General features: G+C 40.8%; 19 protein-coding genes. 8 read left to right on the forward strand and 11 right to left on the reverse strand.

The features are described from left to right. Positions 1–2 precede the first annotated feature (2 nt). Positions 3–152, reverse strand: coding sequence for a hypothetical protein (locus tag CHX27_RS15790; RefSeq protein ID WP_317048272.1), 150 nt, complete (start codon positions 150–152; stop codon positions 3–5). A 632-nt stretch (positions 153–784) separates the two neighbouring features. On the opposite strand from CHX27_RS15790, the gene CHX27_RS06455 reads away from it, so the two are divergent. Continuing rightward, on the forward strand, positions 785–1,279 hold the full coding sequence (locus tag CHX27_RS06455) for a hypothetical protein (protein WP_094485942.1): 495 nt from the start codon (positions 785–787) through the stop codon (positions 1,277–1,279). 15 nt (positions 1,280–1,294) lie between these two features. On the opposite strand, the gene gldC is transcribed toward CHX27_RS06455, so the two are convergent. Together gldC and gldB are read right to left on the reverse strand one after the other, a co-directional pair. Then, entirely contained in the window at positions 1,295–1,636 is a 342-nt protein-coding gene (gene gldC / locus CHX27_RS06460; protein WP_094485943.1) for a gliding motility protein GldC, read from the reverse strand. Further along, entirely contained in the window at positions 1,629–2,618 is a 990-nt protein-coding gene (gldB, locus tag CHX27_RS06465; protein WP_094485944.1) for a gliding motility lipoprotein GldB, read from the reverse strand. The genes gldC and gldB overlap by 8 nt, the downstream gene beginning before the upstream one ends. 94 nt (positions 2,619–2,712) lie before the next feature. Between gldB and nadE the strand changes: the two genes are divergently transcribed. Continuing rightward, positions 2,713–3,522, forward strand: coding sequence for an NAD(+) synthase (gene nadE / locus CHX27_RS06470; RefSeq protein ID WP_094485945.1), 810 nt, complete (start codon positions 2,713–2,715; stop codon positions 3,520–3,522). Positions 3,523–3,564: 42 nt separating this feature from the next. Further along, positions 3,565–4,209, forward strand: a complete 645-nt coding sequence (locus tag CHX27_RS06475; RefSeq protein ID WP_094485946.1) for a LuxR C-terminal-related transcriptional regulator — start codon at positions 3,565–3,567, stop codon at positions 4,207–4,209. 289 nt (positions 4,210–4,498) lie between these two features. Here CHX27_RS06475 and dnaG read toward each other — a convergent pair whose 3' ends face one another. Further along, complete coding sequence (dnaG, locus tag CHX27_RS06480; RefSeq protein WP_094485947.1) at positions 4,499–6,469, reverse strand: DNA primase; 1,971 nt, start codon at positions 6,467–6,469, stop codon at positions 4,499–4,501. A 78-nt stretch (positions 6,470–6,547) separates the two neighbouring features. Continuing rightward, the gene (locus CHX27_RS15525; protein ID WP_165764455.1) at positions 6,548–6,709 is read right to left on the reverse strand and encodes a hypothetical protein; all 162 of its coding nucleotides are present in this window, start codon (positions 6,707–6,709) and stop codon (positions 6,548–6,550) included. A 337-nt stretch (positions 6,710–7,046) separates the two neighbouring features. On the opposite strand from CHX27_RS15525, the gene CHX27_RS06485 reads away from it, so the two are divergent. From CHX27_RS06485 to CHX27_RS06500, 4 genes are all read left to right on the forward strand, one after another. Then, complete coding sequence (locus CHX27_RS06485; RefSeq protein WP_094485948.1) at positions 7,047–7,985, forward strand: bifunctional riboflavin kinase/FAD synthetase; 939 nt, start codon at positions 7,047–7,049, stop codon at positions 7,983–7,985. A 178-nt stretch (positions 7,986–8,163) separates the two neighbouring features. Further along, positions 8,164–8,616: a hypothetical protein gene (locus CHX27_RS06490; protein WP_094485949.1), complete on the forward strand. Its 453-nt coding sequence runs from the start codon at positions 8,164–8,166 to the stop codon at positions 8,614–8,616. A gap of 341 nt (positions 8,617–8,957) precedes the next feature. Continuing rightward, a complete protein-coding gene (gene bioB / locus CHX27_RS06495) occupies positions 8,958–10,049 on the forward strand; it encodes a biotin synthase BioB (protein WP_094485950.1) in 1,092 nt (363 codons plus the stop codon). Between the two features lie 82 nt (positions 10,050–10,131). Further along, a complete protein-coding gene (locus CHX27_RS06500; protein ID WP_094485951.1) occupies positions 10,132–11,028 on the forward strand; it encodes a cupin-like domain-containing protein in 897 nt (298 codons plus the stop codon). Positions 11,029–11,148: 120 nt separating this feature from the next. Here the strand turns inward: CHX27_RS06500 and CHX27_RS06505 are convergent, their stop codons facing one another. Then, a complete protein-coding gene (locus CHX27_RS06505) occupies positions 11,149–18,513 on the reverse strand; it encodes a choice-of-anchor D domain-containing protein (protein ID WP_094485952.1) in 7,365 nt (2,454 codons plus the stop codon). Positions 18,514–18,728: 215 nt separating this feature from the next. On the opposite strand from CHX27_RS06505, the gene CHX27_RS06510 reads away from it, so the two are divergent. Beyond that, positions 18,729–19,193 (forward strand): regulatory protein RecX, encoded by a 465-nt coding sequence (locus CHX27_RS06510; RefSeq protein ID WP_094485953.1) that lies wholly within the window; start codon positions 18,729–18,731, stop codon positions 19,191–19,193. Here the strand turns inward: CHX27_RS06510 and CHX27_RS06515 are convergent. The 5 genes from CHX27_RS06515 to CHX27_RS06535 form a co-directional block, all read right to left on the reverse strand. After that, entirely contained in the window at positions 19,190–20,341 is a 1,152-nt protein-coding gene (locus tag CHX27_RS06515) for a beta-ketoacyl synthase N-terminal-like domain-containing protein (protein ID WP_094485954.1), read from the reverse strand. The two genes, CHX27_RS06510 and CHX27_RS06515, sit on opposite strands and share 4 nt — an antisense overlap. Further along, on the reverse strand, positions 20,341–21,618 hold the full coding sequence (gene bioA, locus CHX27_RS06520; RefSeq protein WP_094485955.1) for an adenosylmethionine--8-amino-7-oxononanoate transaminase: 1,278 nt from the start codon (positions 21,616–21,618) through the stop codon (positions 20,341–20,343). The genes CHX27_RS06515 and bioA overlap by 1 nt, the downstream gene beginning before the upstream one ends. Further along, positions 21,615–22,232, reverse strand: a complete 618-nt coding sequence (bioD, locus tag CHX27_RS06525; protein ID WP_094485956.1) for a dethiobiotin synthase — start codon at positions 22,230–22,232, stop codon at positions 21,615–21,617. The genes bioA and bioD overlap by 4 nt, the downstream gene beginning before the upstream one ends. 66 nt (positions 22,233–22,298) lie before the next feature. After that, the gene (locus CHX27_RS06530; RefSeq protein WP_094485957.1) at positions 22,299–23,435 is read right to left on the reverse strand and encodes an aminotransferase class I/II-fold pyridoxal phosphate-dependent enzyme; all 1,137 of its coding nucleotides are present in this window, start codon (positions 23,433–23,435) and stop codon (positions 22,299–22,301) included. Between the two features lie 67 nt (positions 23,436–23,502). Continuing rightward, complete coding sequence (locus CHX27_RS06535; protein WP_094485958.1) at positions 23,503–23,700, reverse strand: cold-shock protein; 198 nt, start codon at positions 23,698–23,700, stop codon at positions 23,503–23,505. Positions 23,701–24,300 lie beyond the last annotated feature (600 nt).

A 24,300-nucleotide genomic window follows, 5' to 3' on the forward strand; every position in this document is an offset into this window, starting at 1 on the left:
CACTAATTTACCCCGCCTTTCAAATTTTGTTTCTCGGCAAAGTAATCTGTGAATTGCCTCATGGTATAGGCCATTAATTCGTCGGCTGTGGCGCGCAAATACGTATCGGTTAAGCCTACTAAAATTTGGTGGATAAACTGTTCAAGGAATATCGTTGCACTACCAAACTTATGTCTAGAGCCATTTCATCTTTAAGAAGACTAATCATTTCTCTTCTTATAGCGGTAAAAATTAACAATCCAACGCCGTTTGTTTGCTGTGACAAAAATTTAATAGTTCTTTTGTCGAAAAATGTTACATTACAAATTACGATCGAGGAAGTTATGTAGGGATTTAAAAATAGTAATATATGCCCCACATTTAAATGGCGCAATAGCAGCGCTACATAATCCTAATGCATTTGTTCAAATGCATAATGAATTACTGAAGTTGTTAAAGCGGAAATATACGTTCTTGAGATTGTTTCATGGAAAAAATTCCTAGAAACTGAAATTGAAGACCGAGTTTATATCCGAAATGATCTTTGCCCTGTAATAACCACGGATTCAGTTCGGCTAATTGCTGCATGCACTAGTGAACAAAATATCGCTTGTAGTTGGGGTGAGTGCATGAATTGTGTTATTACTGTTTCCACTGATGATCCGACTTGCAATTCAATTTGTAATGCAATTAACGAGATAACCACTATCTTTGGTTTATTAGGACCCAGAGGCAGAGTTGGAATAGGATGTTATCACTCCTTAGCAATTAGCTGTGTCGCGGTAGCAACGATATATTAAATTAAATGAAAAAGTCAAAAATATTCATAATAGGAGGCATTGTTGTATTCGTGTTGGTAGCTTTTACCATCTTGTTTGGTATTCTTCAAAAATTCAAAGAATTTAAAACACTATCGAATAAATATAATTTAACTTCCAACCAATTTATTTTAATTGATCGTGACAGCGCTACAAGTAAAATTAATGTTGATTCTACAAAGTTTTACAATATTCATTTTTTCAAAACAAGCAATTCTAGCTGCCTAAGTGAATTAGACTCTTTTGCTAAGTACAAAGCGAAATTTAAGAATCAGGAATTGATATTTATATCTTTTGAAAGTCCTTCTGTAGTAAAAAAACACACTACTTATAAAAATTATCCTTTTCAACTATATAGTGTAGATTCTACCAAGTTACCTTTTACTCCTAAATCTGTAAGGTATTTTCCTTTCAAGATCTTCATTTCAAAGAGCAAGATTATTTCAGCATCGCCAGGTGCTATTGAATGGAGTCAACTATAAAAATAAAGCCCCGGATTACTGATTAGGGGCTTTTTTCAAATTCAATTTCTCTGCAAAATAATCCGTGAATTGCCTCATGGTGTCGGCCATTAATTCATCGGCTGTGGCGCGCAAATACGTATCGGTTAAGCCCACTAAAGTTTGGTGAATTAACTGTTTCATCTCATCCACAGGCATGTCTTTGGTCCACAAATCAATACGTAGGGTCTCTTTCGCATTCGAATCCCAAACCGAAAGTAAATACGCTTTTGCTTCTTCGTTATTGATGCCGCCGTCGCTGGCTGTCCACGCTAATTTCTCAGGAACGTTGTTTTCATCCAGCTCAATTTCTAATACGATATCCGATTTCTTACTCATCTTGTTTGGGTTTGTATTTCGATTCTTTAAAAATAGTGTCGGCGTCCATTAGCAATAATTTTTGAACGGGCACTTTATTCTTTTCCGCGTAAGCGCGAACAATTTGCCAACCTACCCAAGTGCCAATTCTACCTGGCGTTTCATTGTCGATTTCCAAATAAAACTTTGAAAAGGGCGCAGGATTTATGAAACGAGGTCCCAACTTTGGATCGGTATCGTACAACAGCTTTTCTTCAATAAAAAACTTCCAAATGTAGGCTTCGTTTTCTTGGCAAAACTTAAGTTGTAAATCGGTATATCCAATTTTGGTGCTGTCGGCCGTCTCGGGAAGCAATAAATCTTTCAGATACAATTCTTTTCCGGCATCGATCATTTTCGACAAAAACGTTTTGCTCTTGTCGATGGGTATTTTCGTGGCAGCAAACGCACTCACTAAATCGGGCAGTAGCTGCGATTTTTCAAAATTAGCACGTTGGTATTCTGGGAATTCGTAAAATCTGTGGTTTCTCCCCAAATACATCTCCAAAGATATGATAATAACTTTATCGGTGTACAACACTTTCGTGGAAGGATCCATCTCGTAAATCATCGTGATTACTTCCGGATTCTTGGATTTTTCTTCAGGGAAATAGTAATTTATTCGCGCTTTAACGTCTTTAATTTCCTGCAACTCTTCCTTAAAATCGGGAAACGTTTTCTGTACTTCGCCATACAATTCGCGCCACAGCGGATTAGTCATTTTTTCAATCCACTCTTTGTCGGGAACATCGGCTGGGAAAAAATCGGGAAATGTTTTCTTTAATTCCGGAAGTTTAGCGACAGGCGTTTCGAAAAACTGCTTATCGAAACGCACGAGTTGTAGCGCAACGGGCTGTTCTTGAATAGCTTCTTCAACTTTTGCTTTCTCCGAACAGGAAAAAAACAGCAAAGAGCTGCAAACAAATGCTAAAATTATAACAAACTTGTATTTCAATGCCTTCATAAATTGGATACAGTGATTTTCCTTGTGTACTTTTGCGAAGCACGGTACGTAAAAACGTGCAAAGATACTTGCTTCGAACTAAAGGAAACTGATGATGTCAAAAATTTCTACGCCTCAAGCGGCAGCTGTTGCCGATTACATTTCGAAATGGCTGCTCGACTATGCCAAGAACGCCAAAGTTAACGGATTTGTTGTGGGCGTATCTGGCGGAATCGATTCGGCGGTAACCTCAACACTTTGTGCACGAACTGGCTTGCCTGTTTATTGCTTGGAAATGCCTATTCATCAGCACGAATCGCAGGTAAATCGCGCCGCTGAACACATTGATGCCCTTATTCAGAAATATCCAAACGTATCCCGACAATTGGTTGATTTAACTCCGGTTTTTGAAAGTTTTAAATCGGCCGTAACCCAAACCGATGATCAAGCTACAGTCGATCTCAGCCTTGCCAATACCCGCGCGCGTTTACGCATGACGAGCTTGTACTATTACGCCGGACTCACCCACAGTTTAGTGGCAGGTACCGGAAATAAAGTCGAAGATTTTGGAGTAGGATTTTACACCAAATACGGCGACGGCGGCGTGGATGTGAGTCCGATTGCCGACTTGTACAAATCAGAAGTTTACGCCTTGGGCCGCGTGCTGGGCGTTCCGAATTCAATTTTAGAAGCTGCTCCGACCGACGGATTGTTTGGCGACAGCCGTACCGACGAAGATCAGCTTGGCGCCAGCTACGACGAGCTCGAATGGGCTATGGAAACATCCGGATCAGCACACGATCCGAGCACATTTACTGAACGTCAAGCCACTGTTTTTGCCATTTACAAACGTTTAAACAACGCTAATCAACACAAAATGAACCCGATTCCGGTTTGTGAAATACCTGCTCACTTTAAAAAATAATAAAAGCGAATGTTCTTAAAAACATAAAACGACACTTGAACCATGAACGAAGCCACGTCGATTTCAATTGCCATTGCCGATAATCATCCAGTAGTTCACCAAGGTTTAAACGCCTATTTTTCGCAACATCCCCAAATTCAAATCGTTGATAACATCAGCAATTTCCTCCAGGTAGAACCCCTTTTGTCGGTTAAAAATATCGATGTGCTGGTTTTCGACTTAGAACTCGATGCGTTAAAAAGTATCAACGAAATTAAGCTTTTAGTGAAGCAATTTCCCGAAACGCGTTTTATTGCTTTCACCAATTTATCCGAAGAAATTTATACGCCCAATGCCATTAAAGCAGGAGTAAGTGCGTTTTTAAATAAGTCGCGCAGTTTAGACGACCTTGCCGCGGCCATACTTTTAGCTCGTGGCGGTCAACACCGATTTAACGAAAAACTGCTTCAAAAACTGTCGCTCATAGCCAAGCAAAACAAATCGGAACGCATTTACCGCAAATTGTCTACCCGCGAAGTCGAAGTTTTGCGCTACCTCAGCCAAGGAAAAAAGAACAATGAAATTTCGAAACTTCTCAGTTTGAACGAAAAAACCATCAGTACCTATAAATTGCGCTTGCTGAACAAACTAGACGTAACCAACTTGGTTGATTTGGTTGGCAAAGCAAAAAAACTGGAGATTTTTTAAACTCCCCTTTCAATATTTAAAACTTCATTAGCCTTTCTAACATCGAGCCAGAAAGAACTTTGTATGATGGTTTAGAAACGTACTCTAATCTATATTTTAATTAAAATAAGATAGGATCGCGATAGAAAGTCTGTCATTAAAAATTTTTCACGGCATTCATCTTTTACCGATACAATAACGTCAAAAATTAGTCTTTAAAAAATATCTTTAAAACCATCTTAGAATTTGATTCTGATTTGCAAAAACATGCTAATACCTAGATAAAGGTTTATAAAATTACCGGTGCCTTTTAGTGAATTTGATTTAGTTGCTTTGAAATGAACATTTCCAACTCCTTGTATTGAATACAATTTGTAATCATTTCCTCGGTCGCCATATTGTTGCTCTCTTTTATCTGTATCAAGAAATCATTAATCACCTGCTTTACAAGCAATTTCCTCAATCTTAAAATCGTATCATCAACTTCTTTAGGCATTTTCTCCAATTTCGTAGGAACGAAAACATTTTTTTCAATCCAACGCATTGAGAGTTTGTATTTTTCATCTCCGAAGATCATGCTTGTAATAAACTCACTCTGTTCCTTATCTAATTCTGATGTCAATGTACTTGGATCCAAATTTTCATTAGAAACTAATTTGCTTAAAACAACATCATAGATAGCGTTAAAAAAAGGTGAGCTAAACTGAATCTCATCTTGTTGCAAGCTCAAGAATATACGCTCGTACACTTTCGCCTGAGTGAAAATTTGCTTTTCAACTACCTCGCCGTTTTCCGTCGTTTCCAATATGTAATCTTCGAAAGTAGCTTCCTCTGTTCCGTACAGCAGCAACAATTCTATGATCTTCTTCTCCAAAATCTCAAGTTCACTAACTTTATCCGATGTGCTAGTATTTTCGGCTTTTACTACTTCGAGCGGCTGATTTTGGTTTTGCTGCTTTTTAAAACTCTCCTTCAAGTCTTTTTGCAGCATTTGTGCCAGTGTACTCACCAAAACCTGTTCGGAAATTTCCATGATCTGCGCACATTCCTGCACATAAATTTCCCGCTGAATTCGGTCGGGAATTTTAGAAATACTCTGAACAATATCGCGAATCAAATCAGCTTTCTTAATCGGATCGTTTTTCGCTTCTGCCATAAGCAACGACGCCTTAAACCGAATAAAATCTTTCGCATTTGCGGCAAAGTACGCTTCAATGTCTTCCTTCGAATTCTTTCTTGCAAAGCTATCCGGATCTTCTCCGTCGGGAAACGAACAAACGCGCACATTCATTCCTTCCTCCAAAATTAAATCAATGCCGCGCAAAGCTGCTCGCAATCCGGCTGCGTCGCCGTCAAACAAAACGGTAATGTTTTTGGTGAGTCGGTTTATCAATCTAATTTGTTCCGAAGTAAGTGCCGTTCCGCTGCTCGAAACCACATTTTCAATTCCCGCTTGGTGCATTTGTATCACGTCGGTATATCCTTCTACCAAATAGCACAAATCTTGTTTGGCAATAGCTTGCTTCGCATAAAAAATGCCGTATAAAACCTTGCTCTTATAGTAAATTTCGCTTTCTGGCGAATTCAAATATTTGGCCGCTTTTTTGTCGTTCGTCAGAATCCGACCTCCAAAACCGAGCGTCCGACCCGACATACTTAAAATCGGAAACATGACTCTTCCGCGAAAGCGATCAATCAATTCGCCGTTATCTCGCGCGATACTCAGCCCGGTTCCCACCAGAAAATCCGGATTGTAACCTGCTTTCTTCGCAGCTTCACTAAAGGTCGAATAACCGTCGGGGTGGTAGCCTAAAGCAAACTTTTTTATGGTATCGGTCGTAAAACCGCGCTCTTTAAAGTAGGTTAATCCAATGGCTTTACCTTGTTCGGTTTCGTGCAATTGCGTTTCAAAATACTTTTTAGCGTATTCCGAAACCAAATACAAACTCTCGCGCACATCGGCCGAGGCTTTTTCTTCCTCGGTTTCAACCGTTTCCTCAATCTCAATGTTATAGCGTTTTGCCAAATACCGAATGGCTTCCGGATAGGTAAAATGCTCGTGTTCCATCAAAAATGCAACGACATTTCCGCCTTTTCCCGACGAGAAATCTTTCCAAATTTGCTTTACCGGCGAAACCATAAACGAAGGCGAGCGTTCGTTAGAAAACGGACTCAAACCCTTGAAATTACTGCCCGCACGCTTTAATTGCACGTAGTCGCCAATTACTTCCTCGACGCGCGCGGTATCGTAAACTTTATCTATGGTTGCTTTCGAAATCATGGGCGTTAAAGATACAAAGTCGGCAGGTTTCGCGCGAGGTAAATTTTCCCGATGACTTATCTTAAAATGCCAAGGCTTTTAAAATAGCGTTTTGTATGCTTTGGGCGGCATTTCGCGCTGTTCGTTGCAATAAAATCGCGCGGCCTGGGTTTCGGCAGCTTTTTGCGCAGCTTCCGTTGGTCGCTGTGCAAAAAACGCCGTCACGCGCAGCCGCTGCGCTTTCATTTCCACTGCCATCACGGCCGCGGGTATCGTTACCGAAAATACGTTGTTTAAAATACTTGGAAAGTTATTTTTTAAAATCTCGTTTTTTTAGTTTAAAAAAACTATTTTTCAGATAATTATACGTGGTAATATTGCAATATTACGTATGTTAAAAAACAGACGCTTTTTTAGAGCTTTATCAATTAGTACGACACATCATCCGCGCAGCGCCCACTTAAAATAAAATCATTAACGAACAAAAAAGCTGCCTTTTTGCTTACATCATCCACAAAATCAGTCAATTCAGACATTCACAAATATTTAAGTCGCTCATGTAATTCTAAACTTTTACTTTTGCGGTAATTTTAGAGCTGTGCAAACATTTTTTTCGATTGCTGAATTTCAGAGTACCCGACCGTTGTTGCTAACTGTGGGCACTTTCGACGGTGTACATCTCGGGCATCAGGCCATTTTATCGCAAATTGCTTCCGAGGCAGAAGCGCAGGGTTTGGCTTCGGCTGTTCTCACGTTTCATCCACATCCGCGCATGGTTCTAAAACCCAACGAACCCATGTATTTGCTGCAAACTATCGAAGAAAAACAAGCCGCTATTGCCGATTTGGGAATCGATTACCTCATTGTTCAGCCGTTTGACGCCGCTTTTTCTGAACTCGATGCCGAAACGTATGTGAAACAACTTCTTGTTGATAAACTGCAGGTTTCGAAAATGCTCGTGGGTTACGACCATCGTTTTGGTGCTAAACGTCAGGCCGATTATTCCGATTTACAGCGATTTGGCGCACAATACGGCTTCGAGGTCGAGCAATTATCGCAACAAACCGTCGATGCGCTTACGATTAGTTCAACCGAAATTCGAACAGCGCTGCTTTCCGGACAGGTTGCACTAGCCGAGAAATTATTGGGGCGCCCGTACGACTTTACCGGAACGGTAGTGCACGGAAAAAAACTGGGTCGTACCATTGGCTATCCAACAGCTAATATCGAAATAACCGACTTCCACAAATTAGTTCCCGGCTTAGGAATTTATGCTGTCATTTCTGAAATCGATGGCCAAATGGTGAAAGGAATGATGTCGATAGGTACCAACCCCACTGTGGGCGGTCAAACCCGAACCATCGAAATCTACTATTTCGATTTTGAGGGCGACTTATACGGCAAAACCATTACCACCTATTGCTTAGGATACCTCCGTGCCGAAGCGAAATTTGAATCTTTAGAACAACTTAAAAAAGCGCTCGAACAAGACGCCGACGATTCGTTCGCGGTTTTCAATGAAAAAGGCATCCACTAAAAAGGTGCAAATCGGAGCATTTACAACAACTTTAATTCTTCCGCAAAAGCGCCTAAAAACAAAATCTTCGTTTCTTTAAAATTAAAATTCTCTTAAAACAAAGAAAATCAATCTTTTGGAAGATTTATTTTAATTACCTTTAGATGGAAAATAACGTCTAATCTAAAAATCGTTGCATATGAATACGAAAAGAGTGATTGGAAATGGTGTTCTGATTTTCCTAGGAATAGGAATTTACTTCTTGTTGATGGAAGCTTTGGGCTTGTCGCGAGAATTTTATCTGCGGGTTTTAAACCTCTTCATTGTTATTTACGGCGTTAACAAAACCCTTCGTGAAAATATAGTTTCGGGTGTTCGCGGGTACAATACCAATTTACTGGCGGCAATTACCACTTCGATGGTAGGAGCCATTTTAAGTGTGAGCGCGTTATTAACTTACATCTATTTCAAAGGCGGCGAAGTTTATTTAGAGTCGCTTTCCGATGCATTTCTATTCGGCGGAGGTAAAGCAAGCATTTACAATTATTGTACGGGCTTGTTGTTTGAGTCGGTAGCAACCTCACTTATTGTATCGTTTTGTTTGATGCAATATTGGAAAGGAAAAGTAGAAAACATCAACATTGTCGATTAATTCATCTTACTTTAGTTTAATAGCCGCAGCGTTTGTTTGCGGCTTTTTTATTTGTACTATTTCAAAAAAAGTGAATCTTATAAAATTGGAAACGCTACTATTTGGTTAATCACCAAACTAAACATGTAAGCAGGGAATCAACTCATTACGAATCCGTTATACATTGAAAACCAAACGATTTATTGGAATTCACGTTAAAATAGGTGCAGTCGATAGTATCTCCGAGCTTCATTTACAGCAATTTGGTTTAAAAATCGCGTTTCGCAGCGCTGTTAAGCGTCGAAGGAGTTGCGTTCTAGTAAAAAGTATTGTGTATTTTTGAACGCTAATATTACCGAGCTATGCAGTTAAGACACGATTGGACTAAAGAGGAGATTTTAGAGATTTACAACAAACCGATGATGGATTTGCTGTACGAAGCGGCAACCATTCACCGTGAATTTCACGATCCCAACAAAGTTCAGGTTAGTACCTTGTTATCGATCAAAACGGGCGGATGTCCTGAAGATTGTGGGTATTGTCCGCAGGCCGCACGATACCATACCGATATCGAAGGTAACGATTTAATGTCGGTTAACCAAGTAAAAGCACAGGCATTACGCGCCAAAGCATCGGGTTCTTCGCGTGTTTGTATGGGCGCAGCTTGGCGTAATGTTAAAGACGGACCAGAGTTCGATCAGGTTTTGGAAATGGTACGTACCATCAACAAGCTCGACATGGAAGTTTGTTGCACCTTGGGTATGATTACTGAAAATCAGGCCTTGCGATTAGCCGAAGCTGGTTTATATGCATACAATCACAATTTAGATTCTTCGGAAGAATACTATAAAGAAATTATTTCCACACGCGATTTTAAGGATCGTTTGGCAACAATCGACAATGTTCGCAAAACCAATGTAACCGTATGTAGCGGTGGTATTATTGGTATGGGAGAAAGTGTCGACGACCGAGCCGGAATGTTACTGGCTTTGGCGCGCTTAAATCCGCAACCGGAATCGGTACCAATTAATGCACTAGTTGCTGTGGAAGGAACGCCTTTGGAAGATCAGAAGACAGTTGAAATTTGGGAAATGATTCGAATGGTTGCTACGACACGAATTGTAATGCCACTAACACAGGTACGTTTGTCGGCAGGTCGAACAGAAATGTCGCGCGAAGGTCAGGCTTTGTGTTTCTTCGCTGGAGCTAACTCGATTTTTGCAGGCGACAAGTTACTTACAACGCCAAATCCGGATGTGAACGAGGATATGAAAATGTTCGACGCATTAGGTTTGATTCCGATGAAACCTTTTGCAAAGAAAAGTCAGCCTAAAACAGTTGAGGCTTCTGACTCTGAATACGTTGCATTAGGAGAAAAACCCAAATGGACTCGACCAGAGCATAAAATAGAGCGCAATATTGAAGCCGCTTCAAAACGAAAATCGGAGGCGTAAGCGTTTAGTTTTTGTTAAAATTGCTTCGAACAAATTAGGATGATTTTATTTTTGTCGTTCTGATTTGTATGTTACTATATTGATGACTGTTACTACGCGCGGAATTTTACTTAAAGAAATTCCAAGATTTGAGACGCTTTCGAAGCGAGACTTTTACGAAAATTACGTCAAAGCCCAAAAACCTGTTGTTTTGACCAAACTTACAGAGGATTGGCCGGCATACAAGAAGTGGCGTTTAAACTACATCAATTCCGTGGCAGGTTCTAAAACGGTCCCGTTATACGACGACCGTCCGGTGTCTCACGAGGAGGGTTTCAACGAAGCTCACACAACCATGTTAATGTCGGAATACATTCAGCTTCTGGAATCCAAACCAACTAACTACCGGATATTTCTTTACAACTTAATGAGAGAAGTTCCGGTACTTCAAAACGATTTTAAGTGGCCAAATATCGGATTGCGTTTAGTGAAGCAACTTCCAATGCTGTTTTTTGGTGGAGCTGGCGCAAAAGTTTTTATGCATTTTGATATCGATTATGCCAATATTTTACACTTCCATTTTCATGGAAAAAAGAAATGTATCATTTTCCCACCGTCTGAAAGTAAATACTTGTATAAAGTTCCGCATGCGTTGATCTCGCGCGAAGACATTGATTTTGATAATCCTGATTTTGAGAAATTCCCCGCGCTAAGGCATGCTGAGGGATATATTTGCGAACTCAATCACGGAGAAATGCTGTATATGCCGGAAGGTTACTGGCATTACATGAAATACGAAACGGCGGGTTTTTCAATGAGTTTGCGAGCATTTCCGCGTGGAATAAACCATTTGGCAAAAGCCTTGTACAACGTAACCATCATGCGATTTTACGATACGTTAATGCGCAAAGTTCAAGGTCAGAAATGGATTGATTACAAAAACTTGCGTGCATTAACGGATACGCATAGAAAATTGATTCGAGAAGGGAAAACTATTTAAAAACAGCTCCGTTAACCTCGCTCACTAGTTAATTAACTTATTGAAAGTCAATAAAATAGAATTTAAAAAAACACTACAAAGCAGCCGATATCTAATTGTTTCAACCGTTACAAAAACACCTTACTGCTTTATTACTTTTCGCGTCGAAACAATTCCAGACTCTAATTCAATCTTTACTAATAGAATCTTGGTTTGAAATTTTGCAGTTTCAATTTGAGCTTCAGCAGAAGCAACATCGTATATATCGTATAACAACCGTCCGTTTAAGTCAAAAAGTTGTACGTTTTTTATAACATCTTGTACAGATTTTATAAGTAAATGGTTGTTGGTGGCAACTACATCGACTTGAGCTTGGTGAGGTTCTGGAGTAGAAATGCTCAGAGGAGCTTGATTAAATTTCAGATAAAATCTATTGTTCTGTGCTCCTATTTCTGCAATGAATCCGTACGGTGCTAGACGTAAGTCGTGATGTATATCTAAGAGAGCGTCGTATAGTAAAATGGGTATAGAAACATCGACAAACACACCTTCAAATTGATCGATTGAAATGTACGTTTGACCTGAAACTCCCGAGGTAAAGCCTAAAGGAACAACATGATCGCCGGTAAAGTTTCCAAGAGCTTGTATTCTATAGAACTCTGAATTAATCCTAGAGTAAAAATTCAAGGCCGCTCCTGCAGGATTAAACTTCCCGTCGTAACCTTTATCGAAATCGTCTGTGGCACCAGGTAAAAAAGCCACTAATTGTTGTGAGCTCATACCATCTGAATTATGCAGTTTCAACCAAATTTTTCCCTGATTGGAATCGCCTAAAGGCATTGGCGGCAACTCGGCAGGTCTAAAAAATTGCTGGTTGTTGTATCCCAATCCACGCATTGAATTTCGAAAAACAATTGATCCAGCATTCGAACCTTCAATAAAAAAGGCTTGTCCTGCAGCAATGAATCCGTTTGGTGTAGTACTACCTGAAACTGAACCCGTACCAACACCTATTCCGCCTGTTAAATTATACATAGCATAATCATCCGAAGAAAAATTATAACCACCTGGACCAGGATTGGTTGTACTAGGTTGAATATCTCCAACATGCGTCCACAGATAAATGGTGCCTTCGAAATTCGCTAAATTATCATTGATAAAGGAATCCGCTGAAATTGCACTTGGGTAGGGATTACCGACTAAATTGTAATCATCCGAAAGATCCGCGACATTATTACTTTCCATCAGCGTATAGCTAATTTGTCCATTATTCGGACTTCCTGAAAAAACAACTGCGTCCGTTGTTGGATAGGTTCCCAGATCGGTTGGAGCCATAATAGCATATCCAACCCCAGGAGTCATTTGGCTGGTAAACGCAACATTAACCCACGCATTGCCATTGTCGTCGTAACTATCCCCATTTACATCTTCATATGCTGCTGTATTGAATGCGAAAGTATAGTCTGATCGCCATCCATCAAAAGGCACTTGAAATGTAGTTGAAGTAACTGGGCTCGACCAGTACACATAGTCATATTCTTCATATGGAGATGTAATTCTCGTCATCTCAATATTGCCCACATTAACGGCGTTATCATTGTACTGAATAAGTGAACCACTATCTTCTATTATTATCGCGTTCCCGTTATTGACAATATTACTCTGAATTTCTGCATATGTATTAGAAGCTATTGTAAGCGTTCGTCCTGAACTAATCTGACATTCACAGCCCTGCAAGCTTCCACTAACGCCCGTATTAAAATCATCATCAATAATAATCTTATCTGTATCGCTCGGCGCAGATGTATCCCAGGCGCCTGCAATCCATGTTTTCGTACTTTCTTGTTGTCCTTGAATTACAACATTATCAATAGCGATCACTTCATTTCCACTATTTGTATTGGTCTTGATTGTAAATCGAACGCGAACTTGATTCGTTGGCGCATCAATATTTGTTATTGAATACGTTCGCGGCAATCCATTTACTGAATTTGAACGAGCCCCAAAAGTAGTTAGGTTGCCAACCAAAGTATAAATTTTCGTTCCAGTTGCCACTGTCGAGGTATTAATGTCTAACAAGGCATTGTTGTTTCCTCTAATTAAAATCTGGTCAACATAGGTAGTACCTCCATCAGTACTTATAGCTACCCGAACCTCATCACTCGTTTCTAGTCCTTGTGTGCTGCTTATTCCGTAAAAACCTAGATTAAACGTTAGGCTAATGTTCTTATAATTCGTTGTGACCACATTATCAAAACTCAAAACGTTTGTGGCCGCCGTGGCTCCAGTTACTTGATAGCTCTGAGCACCAATGAATTTGTTTGTAGTGGTAATGCGGTTATCGCCATATGCAGTGCCACCAGTTACAGCAAATGTTCCACCAGAGCCTGTGTAATTTACAACCGGACTTGCCGGTGAGGTCTCAAAGGTTTGCTGTGCAATAGTGGTTACGGCTGTTAACGCGCACCGTTTGTAATTATTTGCATCAGCAGAAATATCGAAATTAAACGGATTCTCATTGCTATCGTTGTTTACAATTGAAACTGTAGCAATTTTTGCTCCTGCGGTGGTACTTGAAAATGCGATGGAGAAGCTAGTGCTTTGTCCCGCGTTTAAAGAGGTTACTGGGAGTGAAGCTGAAATGCTAAACTCACTTGCTCCCGTTAAAGTAGGTTGCGACAAACTTAATGTTCCTGTACCCGTGTTTGTAATGATAAATGTTTTGGTTATAACACCATCGCTCGTAAAATAGCTATTACTAAATTTTGTATTATTTTGTAAGCTTGTAGTAGTTGATTCGTCTTGAATACTCGCTTGGTTACCAAACACCTCAATTTCTGCCGGAAGATTAAATGGGCAAATTTCTAGATCATCAATATTGAATTGATGGTTGGGATTGGTTGTTCCCGAATTATACTTGATGCGCAAACGTACGGGACCCGACTGTTGTAAACTTTGGTTAAACGTTTGAACAGTACCGGTTGGTGTTATTGCCGCACCTAACTGTATCCAAGAATTTCCCGAATCTTTGCTGTACTCAACAACAAAAGTAGCCGTAATGGCATCGGTCCCAAATCTTCTGTAATTAAAACTAACTGCATTAATTCCAAGCAACTGATCTTCCAGCATTTCAGCAACGCTATTTACGTCTGCGCGGAATCGAATCGATTTAGTACCAATTTTGTAATCGTTGGTTTGATCTCCGATAAGTGCTTCAGACAAAAACCAACTTCTTCCATCAATTAAAACTTCATCTGCAGCATAAGAACCTTTTGCCGCACTCTCACTGGTAGCTCGGTAGCAAGTTATGGTTCCTGAAAAATTAATTACAAACGGATTTTCACTGCCTGTTATATCGTTATTAGGTATACTTATAGAGCCACTTACAGATCCAACAGTATCTCCAAGCAATCGAATGGTAAAGGTCGTTGAACTGCCTCCGGTAACTGTACTGCTGTAATTTAGGAACAAGCTAAAACCAGCTCCCGTAACCGTTGCAGCCGATAGATTTAGTGTTTGCAAACCTAAATTTTGGATGGTAAAAGTCTGGTCCACTGCGTTTCCGGCACTTTGAGAACCGAAAGCAAAAGTAGCCCCCGTTGCTATTGATGTATTAGAAGCATTCAATACATTGATTTCCGCACGTCTGAAAATATCGCCTGCTGTGTACGTATTTGTAGTCCCTGAAAGCGCGCCCGCAGCAGTGGTTAATCCGGTAAACGATACTGTATTGGTACAAGTTGGGTTACAAACTAAATTGCCAATAATCCAATTGCCGGTACTGCCAATATATCTACCCGAATACATGTTTGTGTGTGTACCTACAACATCCCCAGCTAGATAAGTTCCCGAAAAATCGAAGGTAGCGTTGGTAATTCCAGTAGCCGAAGTTTGCCAGTAACGGGTAATATAACTATCTGATTCATTGTTGGGATCGATAACATTATCAACCGACATGGTAAGATTTGCCGTTGCAAAATCGCCGGTTGTACAAGAAAATGATGCTGGTGTGTATTGTGTTGTAGTAGTTCCGATTGGAAAGGTAAAACTTCGCGAAACGGCTGTTCCGTTAGTGAAATTCTTGCGAAGTGCTCCTCCTATTGATACATCTGTAATCATAAAGTTATTAGAAGAAGCACCGGTAACAGCAGTTACAGCTGCACCTAACGTGAGCGTGCTCGTATTTAAATCAAGAATTCCAGCAGTTAAATTCATAGCGGTGTTAACCGTCAAAGCGCTACCCAAAACAGCGGCAACAGCTCCTGCCGTTCTATTTATGGTTAAAGTCCCTAACTGGGTTGTTTCTGTAAACCGCAAAGTTCCAATACTTCCTGAACCTTGTAAAACAAGTGTTGCAGCGGCATTTCCAACCAGAGAACCCGCGCCGGCAAGCGTACTTGCAACACCAGAAGTACCAATAGTTAATGTATTGGCTCCCCAGGTAAAAGTTCCGCCTGCGTTTGTTATTGTTATGGCAGCGCCTGCCGTCGGTGCAGAAACATTTAGAGAAGCATTACTGGTTACAGCAATAGCATTTTGTATCGTAAATGATGGAATCGTAAGTACCGGCGCAGCGGCCACGTTGATATTTTGATTGGCAGAACCTTGGAAAATTACAGAACGGCCGTTTCCAACAAAACTGTTTCCCGAATTAAAATTCAAATTCCCACCAACGAATAAATTCCCAGAAGTTGCATTCATGGATAAAACCGCATTCGCCGCCGTAGCGGTTAGGTTACCTGCTAAACCTCTATCGGCATTTGGCATATTTACGGTAAAACCCGAATTAATAACTACATTCTGAGGTACGCCCAAACCAGCTGTCGTTCCCGTTGCTCTCCATTCATCAAACACGTTGTAGTTGTTGTTATAAATAAGAGTAGAAGTATTTGTATAGATAGGAGCATTTGTATTATTAACAAAACCACCCGGATTTAATTGTAGGTTTCCGTTTATTGTCGTTTTTGAAGCTCCAAAATCGAAACCTGTTGCTAGAACAGTGGTAACATTTGCACCTAATATCAGAGTGCCTGTACCCGTTACAGCTTTGTTGCTGTTGCTAATCAACAACTGGCCGTTTGCTGCTGTTGAAGTAATTGTACGTCCGGTTGCGTTTGTTGAAATTCCTATGGCCGTTCCCGTACCATTTATCGTCAAGGAATTTCCATTAATATCGTATGTATTTGCATTAATTAACTGCAGTACATCGCCAGTTGTACCTCCCACTATTACATTGGTTCCTGTACTTTGTTGAACACTGCCTGCGGTTTTATTCAAAACCAAATAATCAAAGGTAACCGTACCACCACCTGTCTTTGTGATTAAAGATGTCCCAGTTCCTGTGAAAAACACGGCACGACTATTATTGGTTTGCGTAGCCGACGCTCCTTGAATCCAGTTCGCAGCTGTTGTAAAATCTCCGTTTAACACCAAGCTTCCGTTGTTGGTAACAGTGCCGGTAGAAACAACTCCGCCAGCTCCCGTATTTAAAGTACCGTTGTTTAAAACGCTTCCTGCAATATTTAAAGTTCCTGCTAAGGAATTAAATATACTTCCTGAATCAACGGTTAGGATGCCTCCTATAGACGCACTCGTACCCAAATTCATATTGAAAGTGGTGTTGTTTGATAAGGTTACATTATTTGGAAAACCTGCGCCTGAGGTTGCACTCGTCCATTCATTGCCGCGATTTATGGCAAATGCACCGCCATGATTGTACAATAAAGTCGATGCACTTCCGTAAGTAGGAGAATTTGCACCGTCCACAAAACTATTTAAGTTTAAACGTAATGTGCCATTTACAGTAACGGCGTTGCTCAGTGTTAACTGACCGTTGGCAGTAATATTGTTTGCTACTACAGTTCCAGAAATGGTACCTTGACCATTAAAAGTTACCGTTGAAGTGCCTGCCGTGAAAGTTCCTGTTTGATTTAGAATACCTGCGTTTCCAAACGTGAGGGAACCAGATCCCATTGTTAAAGTTCCGCTGTTTGCCAGCGTTGAGTTGGTACCCATGGTAATAAAACCGCTGCCCGAAAAGGTTGTGGTTCCAGCGTTGGTAAATGTTTGGGTGTTGTTGAAGGAAAGCGTATTTGTTCCACCAATCGTTAATGTACCTCCCGTGTTGACGTTCAATGCGTTAATGTTTCCAGCTGCAGCGGCTACAGTTACGTTATGACTATTCAAGATGGAAATACCCACATTGGTTGGATTACCCGTTCCCAATCGCCAAGTAGCCGCGTCGGCCCAGTTACCTGTCTGACGTGAAACGTAAGGCACCGTGATCGGATTTGGTGCTGCCGAACCAAAAGCTACGGAACCTGATCCATAACTTCCATCACCAGAATTCGCGCGGGTTAAAAACTGATTCGATAAAAATCCACCGTCGCTGGTGTAAGCAGCAAAAAGTTGTAATTCTTGGTTTGCTGTATAATTTAGTGCTGTTTTCGGTATTCGAAATTCAAATCCACGGGTTAGACTAGTGTTGTCTACATTAATCCCAAATTCTGATCCTGCCGAACCAATAAAGGTGTTACTTCCTGTTCCGGAGGTCAAAGTAAACAAGTCGAGAAAATACGTTCCCGAACCGTTCGTACCAATGACCGCACAATAGTCGGCATTAAATCCCGCATCAAATGTTGTACCTGAATTCCAATTATTTACACCTGAAGGCGCATTAGTTCTGTTGAATGAACCATTGTTGAAACCACCTGTGGCCGAATCGATAAACAATAAAATTCTATTTCCGCTTTGTACATTTCCGGCAATAGCGAAATAGAGATACGTTGCGTCTCCATAGGAATACACCGCATTAATCGAGTGAGATGCACCAAAACTAGGTGTTGGCCCTCCGGCAGATGTTGCCAATGCCGTCCCCCAAACCGCTTCATCGATATTTCCATTAAGTGCAAAAACCTGATTTACAGTTACTGTTAGTTGCAGGTCGTCGATTCTCCACTGAGCGGTATTTGCCTCTGCACCCGTTCCTCCAAAACCGTAAATTCTGAAGGTTATTGCTGTTCCATTACCTGACGTTACTGTTGTTGTTGTTGGCGACTTCAATGTCCAAGCTGAATTTGCCGAATCGGTTCCGCTTGCTAGATTACTTGCGTACGAGTCACTACTTGATCGAACTACAAAGTTAACTGGTCCTGTACCCGTACTACGCATTCCAAATGAAATTGAATTCAAGGAAACTGTGAAGCCTGCAGCTGGTGTTAGAACAAACTCGAAATAACTAGAAGTTGCTGTATTCAAAGCGCCGTTTTGTACTGCTATTCCTGCATTGTTTCCTCCTGATGCGTCGGCATATCCCGAAGAAACAGAAGTATTGGATAACATTGTTACTGCACCGTTTACGTTACCCTGCGTTACATTTCCAACCGTTAAATTACTGGTAGTGTTGGTACTCGGAGCAGCAGTATTAAAATTCCAAACAATATTCTGTCCAAAAACAGAACTGAAAAATAGTATAAAAAAAATCGGGGCGTATTTTTTCAAAATCATAAATCAACGGGCATTTATATACAAAATCATTTATTTTCGCTTTGTTTTTAGGCTGTCTAGAAAAAAAGGGAATTTAAATTAGGAAGTAAATTCGTCAGATTTTAAATTGATTATTGCGAAATCGATTTAATCGATAAAGAGGGTTAAAAGTCCGACGAAATGCGCGGTTGGAAAATCCATAAAATGAGGACATTACTCTAAAAATTCATCATGAAATGAATCCGATCACGAGCGAAATATGGCAAAAAATTACTCGGTATTGCGCGTACCAGGAGCGTTGTCATTTTGAAGTGAAAATAAAACTCCGAGAACTCGGTGCCACAGCCGAAGTTCAAGATGAAATACTTGTAAAACTCATCGCCGATAATTACCTCAACGAAGAACGCTTTGCGCGAACCTTTGCCCGGGGAAAAAGCCGAATAAAATCTTGGGGGAAAAATAAAATCTCCGCCGAACTAAAACAACGTGGCATTTCACACACCGTCATAAATCTGGCGCTAGCTGAAATAGAACAAGAATACAGGGAAAATTTCGAGAAAACCGCCACAAAGATATTTGAACAGACTACTGAAAAAAACGTCCTCAAAAAACGAAAAAAATGTTGCGACTACCTATTGCGGCGCGGATATGAAAGCGATCTGGTTTACGAATTTGTTACCAAACTAGAAAAAGGAAATTAAGCACGAGATAAAACCACGCTTACTGCATTTCCACCAAAACCAACCGCATTCAGTAATACCGAACGTACTTGCGTGGGCAGCTCTTGATTTAAGAAGGGTTGATACGGCACTTGTTGCCTGCGAAGCATTTCCATGCCCAATACCAAATTAAATAAACCGCTGGCGCCAAACGTATGCCCTATTTTCCATTTTGTGTTTGCCAAAAAAGGCTTGTTTTCTCCAAAAACTGCTTCTAAAGCGGCCAATTCCGACGCATCGCCACGCAAGGTTCCAGGCGCGTGGGTAATTACGACATCGATATTTTCCTTTTCGATACCGCATAATGCCATTTCCATAGACTCTACCAAACAAAAACCCGATTTACTTAATGAAGTCGGACTCTCCAATCGCTCGGCTGCAAAACCATAGCCAGACACACAAACTGCATCATTCGAAGTTTTTTCGGAACTCAATAAACAAGAAACAGCGCCTTCGCCTAAAACCATCGTGTTTCTTTGCTTTGAGATGTCCATGGCGCGACACGGAAAAATTGAATCTTCATTCGAATACACATTCATACCCTGCATTTGTGCCACAGTAAAGGCTGTTAATGGGGCTTCGGCAGCACCCACTAAAAACTGTTTGCTCATTCCAGAACCAATCCAAGCCATACCGTTTAATAGCGCATGTAAACCACTGGAACAGGTAACCGAATGTGAAAAATTAATTCCGGGAAAACCTAAATCTTGTGCGACCCAAGAAGAAATATTCCCTAAAGTGGTTGAAGGCGAGGTTTGTGCACTGCTCTCTCCCGTTTTTAAAAAATGTTTGTACGACTCTTCAAAAACAGTAGTTGCACCTCGCGACGACGCGATATTAATTCCCGTATCTGGAATGTCTCTGACATCTACAAAAGACCTCAATTGTCGGCTGGCAGCAATTGCCAACAAAGCCGAACGATCTAAATGTTTATAGCGCTTTTCCGACTTTATTATTTCTGAAATCACTTCACTACAAGCCGAATCTAGTTTTCCGGAAAACACACCCAAGTCCGTATCTAATTTCAAGCTTGTGTTCGCATCAAACCAGGCATCGGATAGCGAATCAACGTCCATTCCCAACGGCGAAATCGCAGAAAAATGATTGACAAAAAAAGGTTTTTTTTCCATCAATCTACAAATTTATCTAAAGCTCGTTCAACCATCAAATACACGTATTCCAAGTCTTTTTGCTTAATGTTAAACGGCGGTAAAATATAAATTGTTCCCCCAACTGGGCGCAGTAAAACGCCGTTTTCAATAAAAAAGCGATACAGCCGATTCCGTAAATCCGAGTAATAATCCTGCGGAGGAACCGCCAATTCAATAGCGATAATCACTCCTTTGACTCGAACGTTCCGCACTTTCTTGGAATGTTGTAAACTTTCGGCGAAAGCCAAATGCAAGCCATTGATTTTCTGTACTTTTTTAAACGTACTCTTCTTACGTAATTGCTTGATACTCGCTAAAGCTGCGGCACAACCCGTTGGATTCGCCGTAAATGTGTGTCCGTGAAACAGCGCCTTGCTTTTATCAGGACTCAAAAATCCGTTATAGATCTCGTCTGTAAATGATGTAACTGCCAGCGGAATCGTTCCCGATGTGAGTGCTTTAGACAAACAAATCATATCGGGCGCTACACCCAATTGCGAACTAGCAAAGAGCGTTCCTGTCTTACAAAAACCAGTCATTACCTCATCAGCAATCGTAAAAACACCGGCATTTTTGCAAATCGCGATCAATCGTGTTAAAATCTCCGGCTCGTACATTACCATACCAGCTGCGCCTTGCACCAAGGGTTCGAAGATAAATGCGGCCGCCTTCTTGTTCGCAATAATTTCTTTCAAAGCTTTTTCGCTGGCTTCCTCCTGCCCTTTTACAGGAACTGGAATTCGCACCACATCGATCAACATACTTTGAAATGCTTCCGAGAAAATCGAAATGCTGCTCGCGCCCATAGCACCAAAAGTATCGCCGTGGTACGCATCTTCGAAGGCGATGATGGTAGGTCGGATTTCTACTTTATTAAAATAAAATTGCAAAGCAGCCTTTAAAGCAATTTCCACCGCCGTGGAGCCATTATCCGAAAAGAAAAACTTACGCTGGTTATCTGGTAAAATCTCTGTAAGTACTTCGGCTAATTCAACGGCTGGCTGATGTGTAAAACCGCCAAAAAGCACGTGCTCTAAGGTTTGGAGCTGTTTGCTGATGGCTTTTGTTACTTTTTTATTTCGGTGCCCAAACGGACAAGTCCACCAACTGGAAATAGCATCGATGTAGCGTTTCCCGTTTTCGTCAAACAAATACGAACCTTTTCCGTGCGTAATTCCGATCGCCGGATCGGCTGTTTGATGTTGGGTGTACGGATGCCAAAGCAACTGCGCATCTCTTTCGGCTAAACTTTTCATGCCAAGGTCTTTAATTGCGCACTCCATTCTTCTGCGTAAGCGGAAATAACTCGACTGTCGATATACGGTTCTTCTTCCAACCGACCGATAACAGGTAGATTCGTCATTGCTAAAATAATCGACTCCGACGCTGGATTCGAACCATTAAAAACAAGTCCGGCTATGCGTTTTCCGCGTGCACGCAAACTTTCAACGGTTAATAAGGTGTGATTGATACTTCCTAAATAATGTCGGGAAACTACAACGACTAAATCGGTTGGTGCAATTAAATCGACCACCAAATGTTGCTCGTTTAAAGGAACTAAAATCCCACCGGCGCCTTCGATGACAAGACTATTCTTGGTTTTCGGACGCTTAATTTGAGTGATATCGATTGTTCTATTTTCTTGCTCGGCTGCGAAATGCGGGCTCGCCGGTGTGTGAAATTTATAAGCGTTGTCGTGAAAAACGGTTTTTGAATTTGAAATGTACGATTTCACTCGATCGGCATCGCCAAAGTCAAAATCACCTGATTGTATCGGTTTCCAGTAATCGGCTTGCAAAGCTTCAGTAATTGCGGCGGCGGCCACGGTTTTTCCAACGTCGGTTCCGATTCCGGTTACAAAAATTTCCATCTGCGTTTAATTAAGCCGCAAATTTAAGTCGCCTATCCTGAATTGTCGCGTTAATTACTATTTCTTTTAGATAAAACTGATGTCTTTAAGTAGGGAAACCAGTTGCTGAATTTCGCTTTCGCTGTTAAACGCATGTAAACAAATCCGCAAACGCTCTTGTCCGGCGGGAACGGTAGGCGACAAGATAGCTTTCACGTCAAAGCCGGCTTCCTGTACCGTTGCAGCTGCGTGTTTAACCGCAGTATTGCCAGAAATGTTCATGGTTTGTATGGCCGATTGGCTTTCGCCGAATTGCGACTCGATTCCGTGAAATTGTATGGCAGTTCGAAAACAACGAATTCGGTTTTGCAACTCTTGAATTGGCTTACTATTTTCCTCAAAAAGTTGAATCGACGCTGCAATAGCCGCTACATTAATCGGAGGAAGTGCGGTGGTGTAAATAAAACTTCGCGCAAAATTAATGAGAAAATCGCGCAATTGCTCGCTGCCTAAAACCGCAGCGCCGTTGCAGCCAAAAGCTTTTCCGAAAGTTACAATTCGAGCAAAAACGGGTCCGGCTAGTTCCGACGGACAAGCAAGTCCTTTGCCCGACTTCATGACGCCAACGGCATGTGCTTCGTCGAGAATTAAAAAGGCTTGGTATTGTTGGCAAACAGAAACCAATTTTTGTAAATCGGGCACATCGCCATCCATAGAGAAAACGGTTTCGGTAATAACGAAAACAGATTCGGCCTGATGTTTTTGAAGCAGCAGCTCGAGCTGATCGATGTTATTGTGTTCGAATTTGTATGCTTTTGCAAGCGATTGCTGGATGCCGTCGCGAATCGAAGCATGTACCAATTCGTCGTAAAAAATAAGATCGTTGCGCCCGGGCAAGCTTGAAACAAGACCGGCGTTGGCGTCGAATCCGGAATTAAAAATAAGTGCCGTTTCGGCTTCGAAAAACGCACAGCAAGCTTTTTCGGCCAACTGATACAATTGGTGATTGCCCGAAATTAAGCGCGAGCCACCACTGCCCGAAAACTCGAGTTTATTTTTTTGAAGAAACTCGAGACTGCGTGTAAAAAGTTGTTGGTTGTTGGCAAAGCCGAGGTAATCGTTTGAGGAGAAATCAATCGGCAAACGCGTATGGGAAAGAGTTCGAAAGGCGTTTTCGTCTTGTCGCTTTCGAAGTTTATTAGCAGCGTTTTTAGGGAATGACATACAGTTAAAATCTGAGCTAAAATAAAAAAACGCCCGAAGGCGTTTTTAAAAATCGTAAACTTTATGTTTAGTCAACTGCAGTTACTTGTGCTGCAACTTTTCCTTTTCGTCCTTCTTCTTCCTCGTAAGATACACGATCACCTTGTTGAAGACCATCAGTTGAAATTCCTGTTGCATGAACAAAAATGTCTTGTCCTGTTTCTTCATCGGTAATGAATCCGTAACCTTTTGATTCGTTAAAAAACTTTACTGTACCTGTACGCATTGTAAAAAAATATGAGATTATGCGCCAAAGGTAACCTTATTTGGTATGCAAACGCAAAGAGTTGTTAAAAATTTGTAAAAAAATACGATATTTTTTCGCCTTTAGAATTGAATTTCAACGTTTTTAGAGATCAATGTTTATCACTTTTACGACTGTGTATTTTATATTGGTTTTGACCGAAGCAATTTGATAATGTTCCAATTCAAGAATTCAGAAAATACAGTTTACTCAAAAAACATACGGTTTTTCCGTAAGTGAAAATCAAAAGTTCTCAAGAGCTTTGTGTCAAAAAACAATTTAATTCCAAAAATTGTCTCCTAGCTGTGACGCTTTTTTAGGAAAAACAAGATTTTTTATTATACAATATGTATAATTTTACTTACATTTACAATGTCTTTTGATTCAGTAAAAACAAAAATTCGCAGAAGTACCGATCAAGCGCTTTTGGATGCAAAGATTCTTAATGCAAGATCAATCGAGATACAACTTCCTTCCATAATCGATGGTTGGAGGTTCAATTTTAGAAAGCAGTTAAAGATTGAACGTTTTGTAATCTTTCTAAGTACACGACAAAAATTGTATTAAATTAATTTCCAGCTT

Source organism: Flavobacterium aurantiibacter (assembly GCF_002251775.1).
Taxonomy (GTDB): domain Bacteria; phylum Bacteroidota; class Bacteroidia; order Flavobacteriales; family Flavobacteriaceae; genus Flavobacterium; species Flavobacterium aurantiibacter.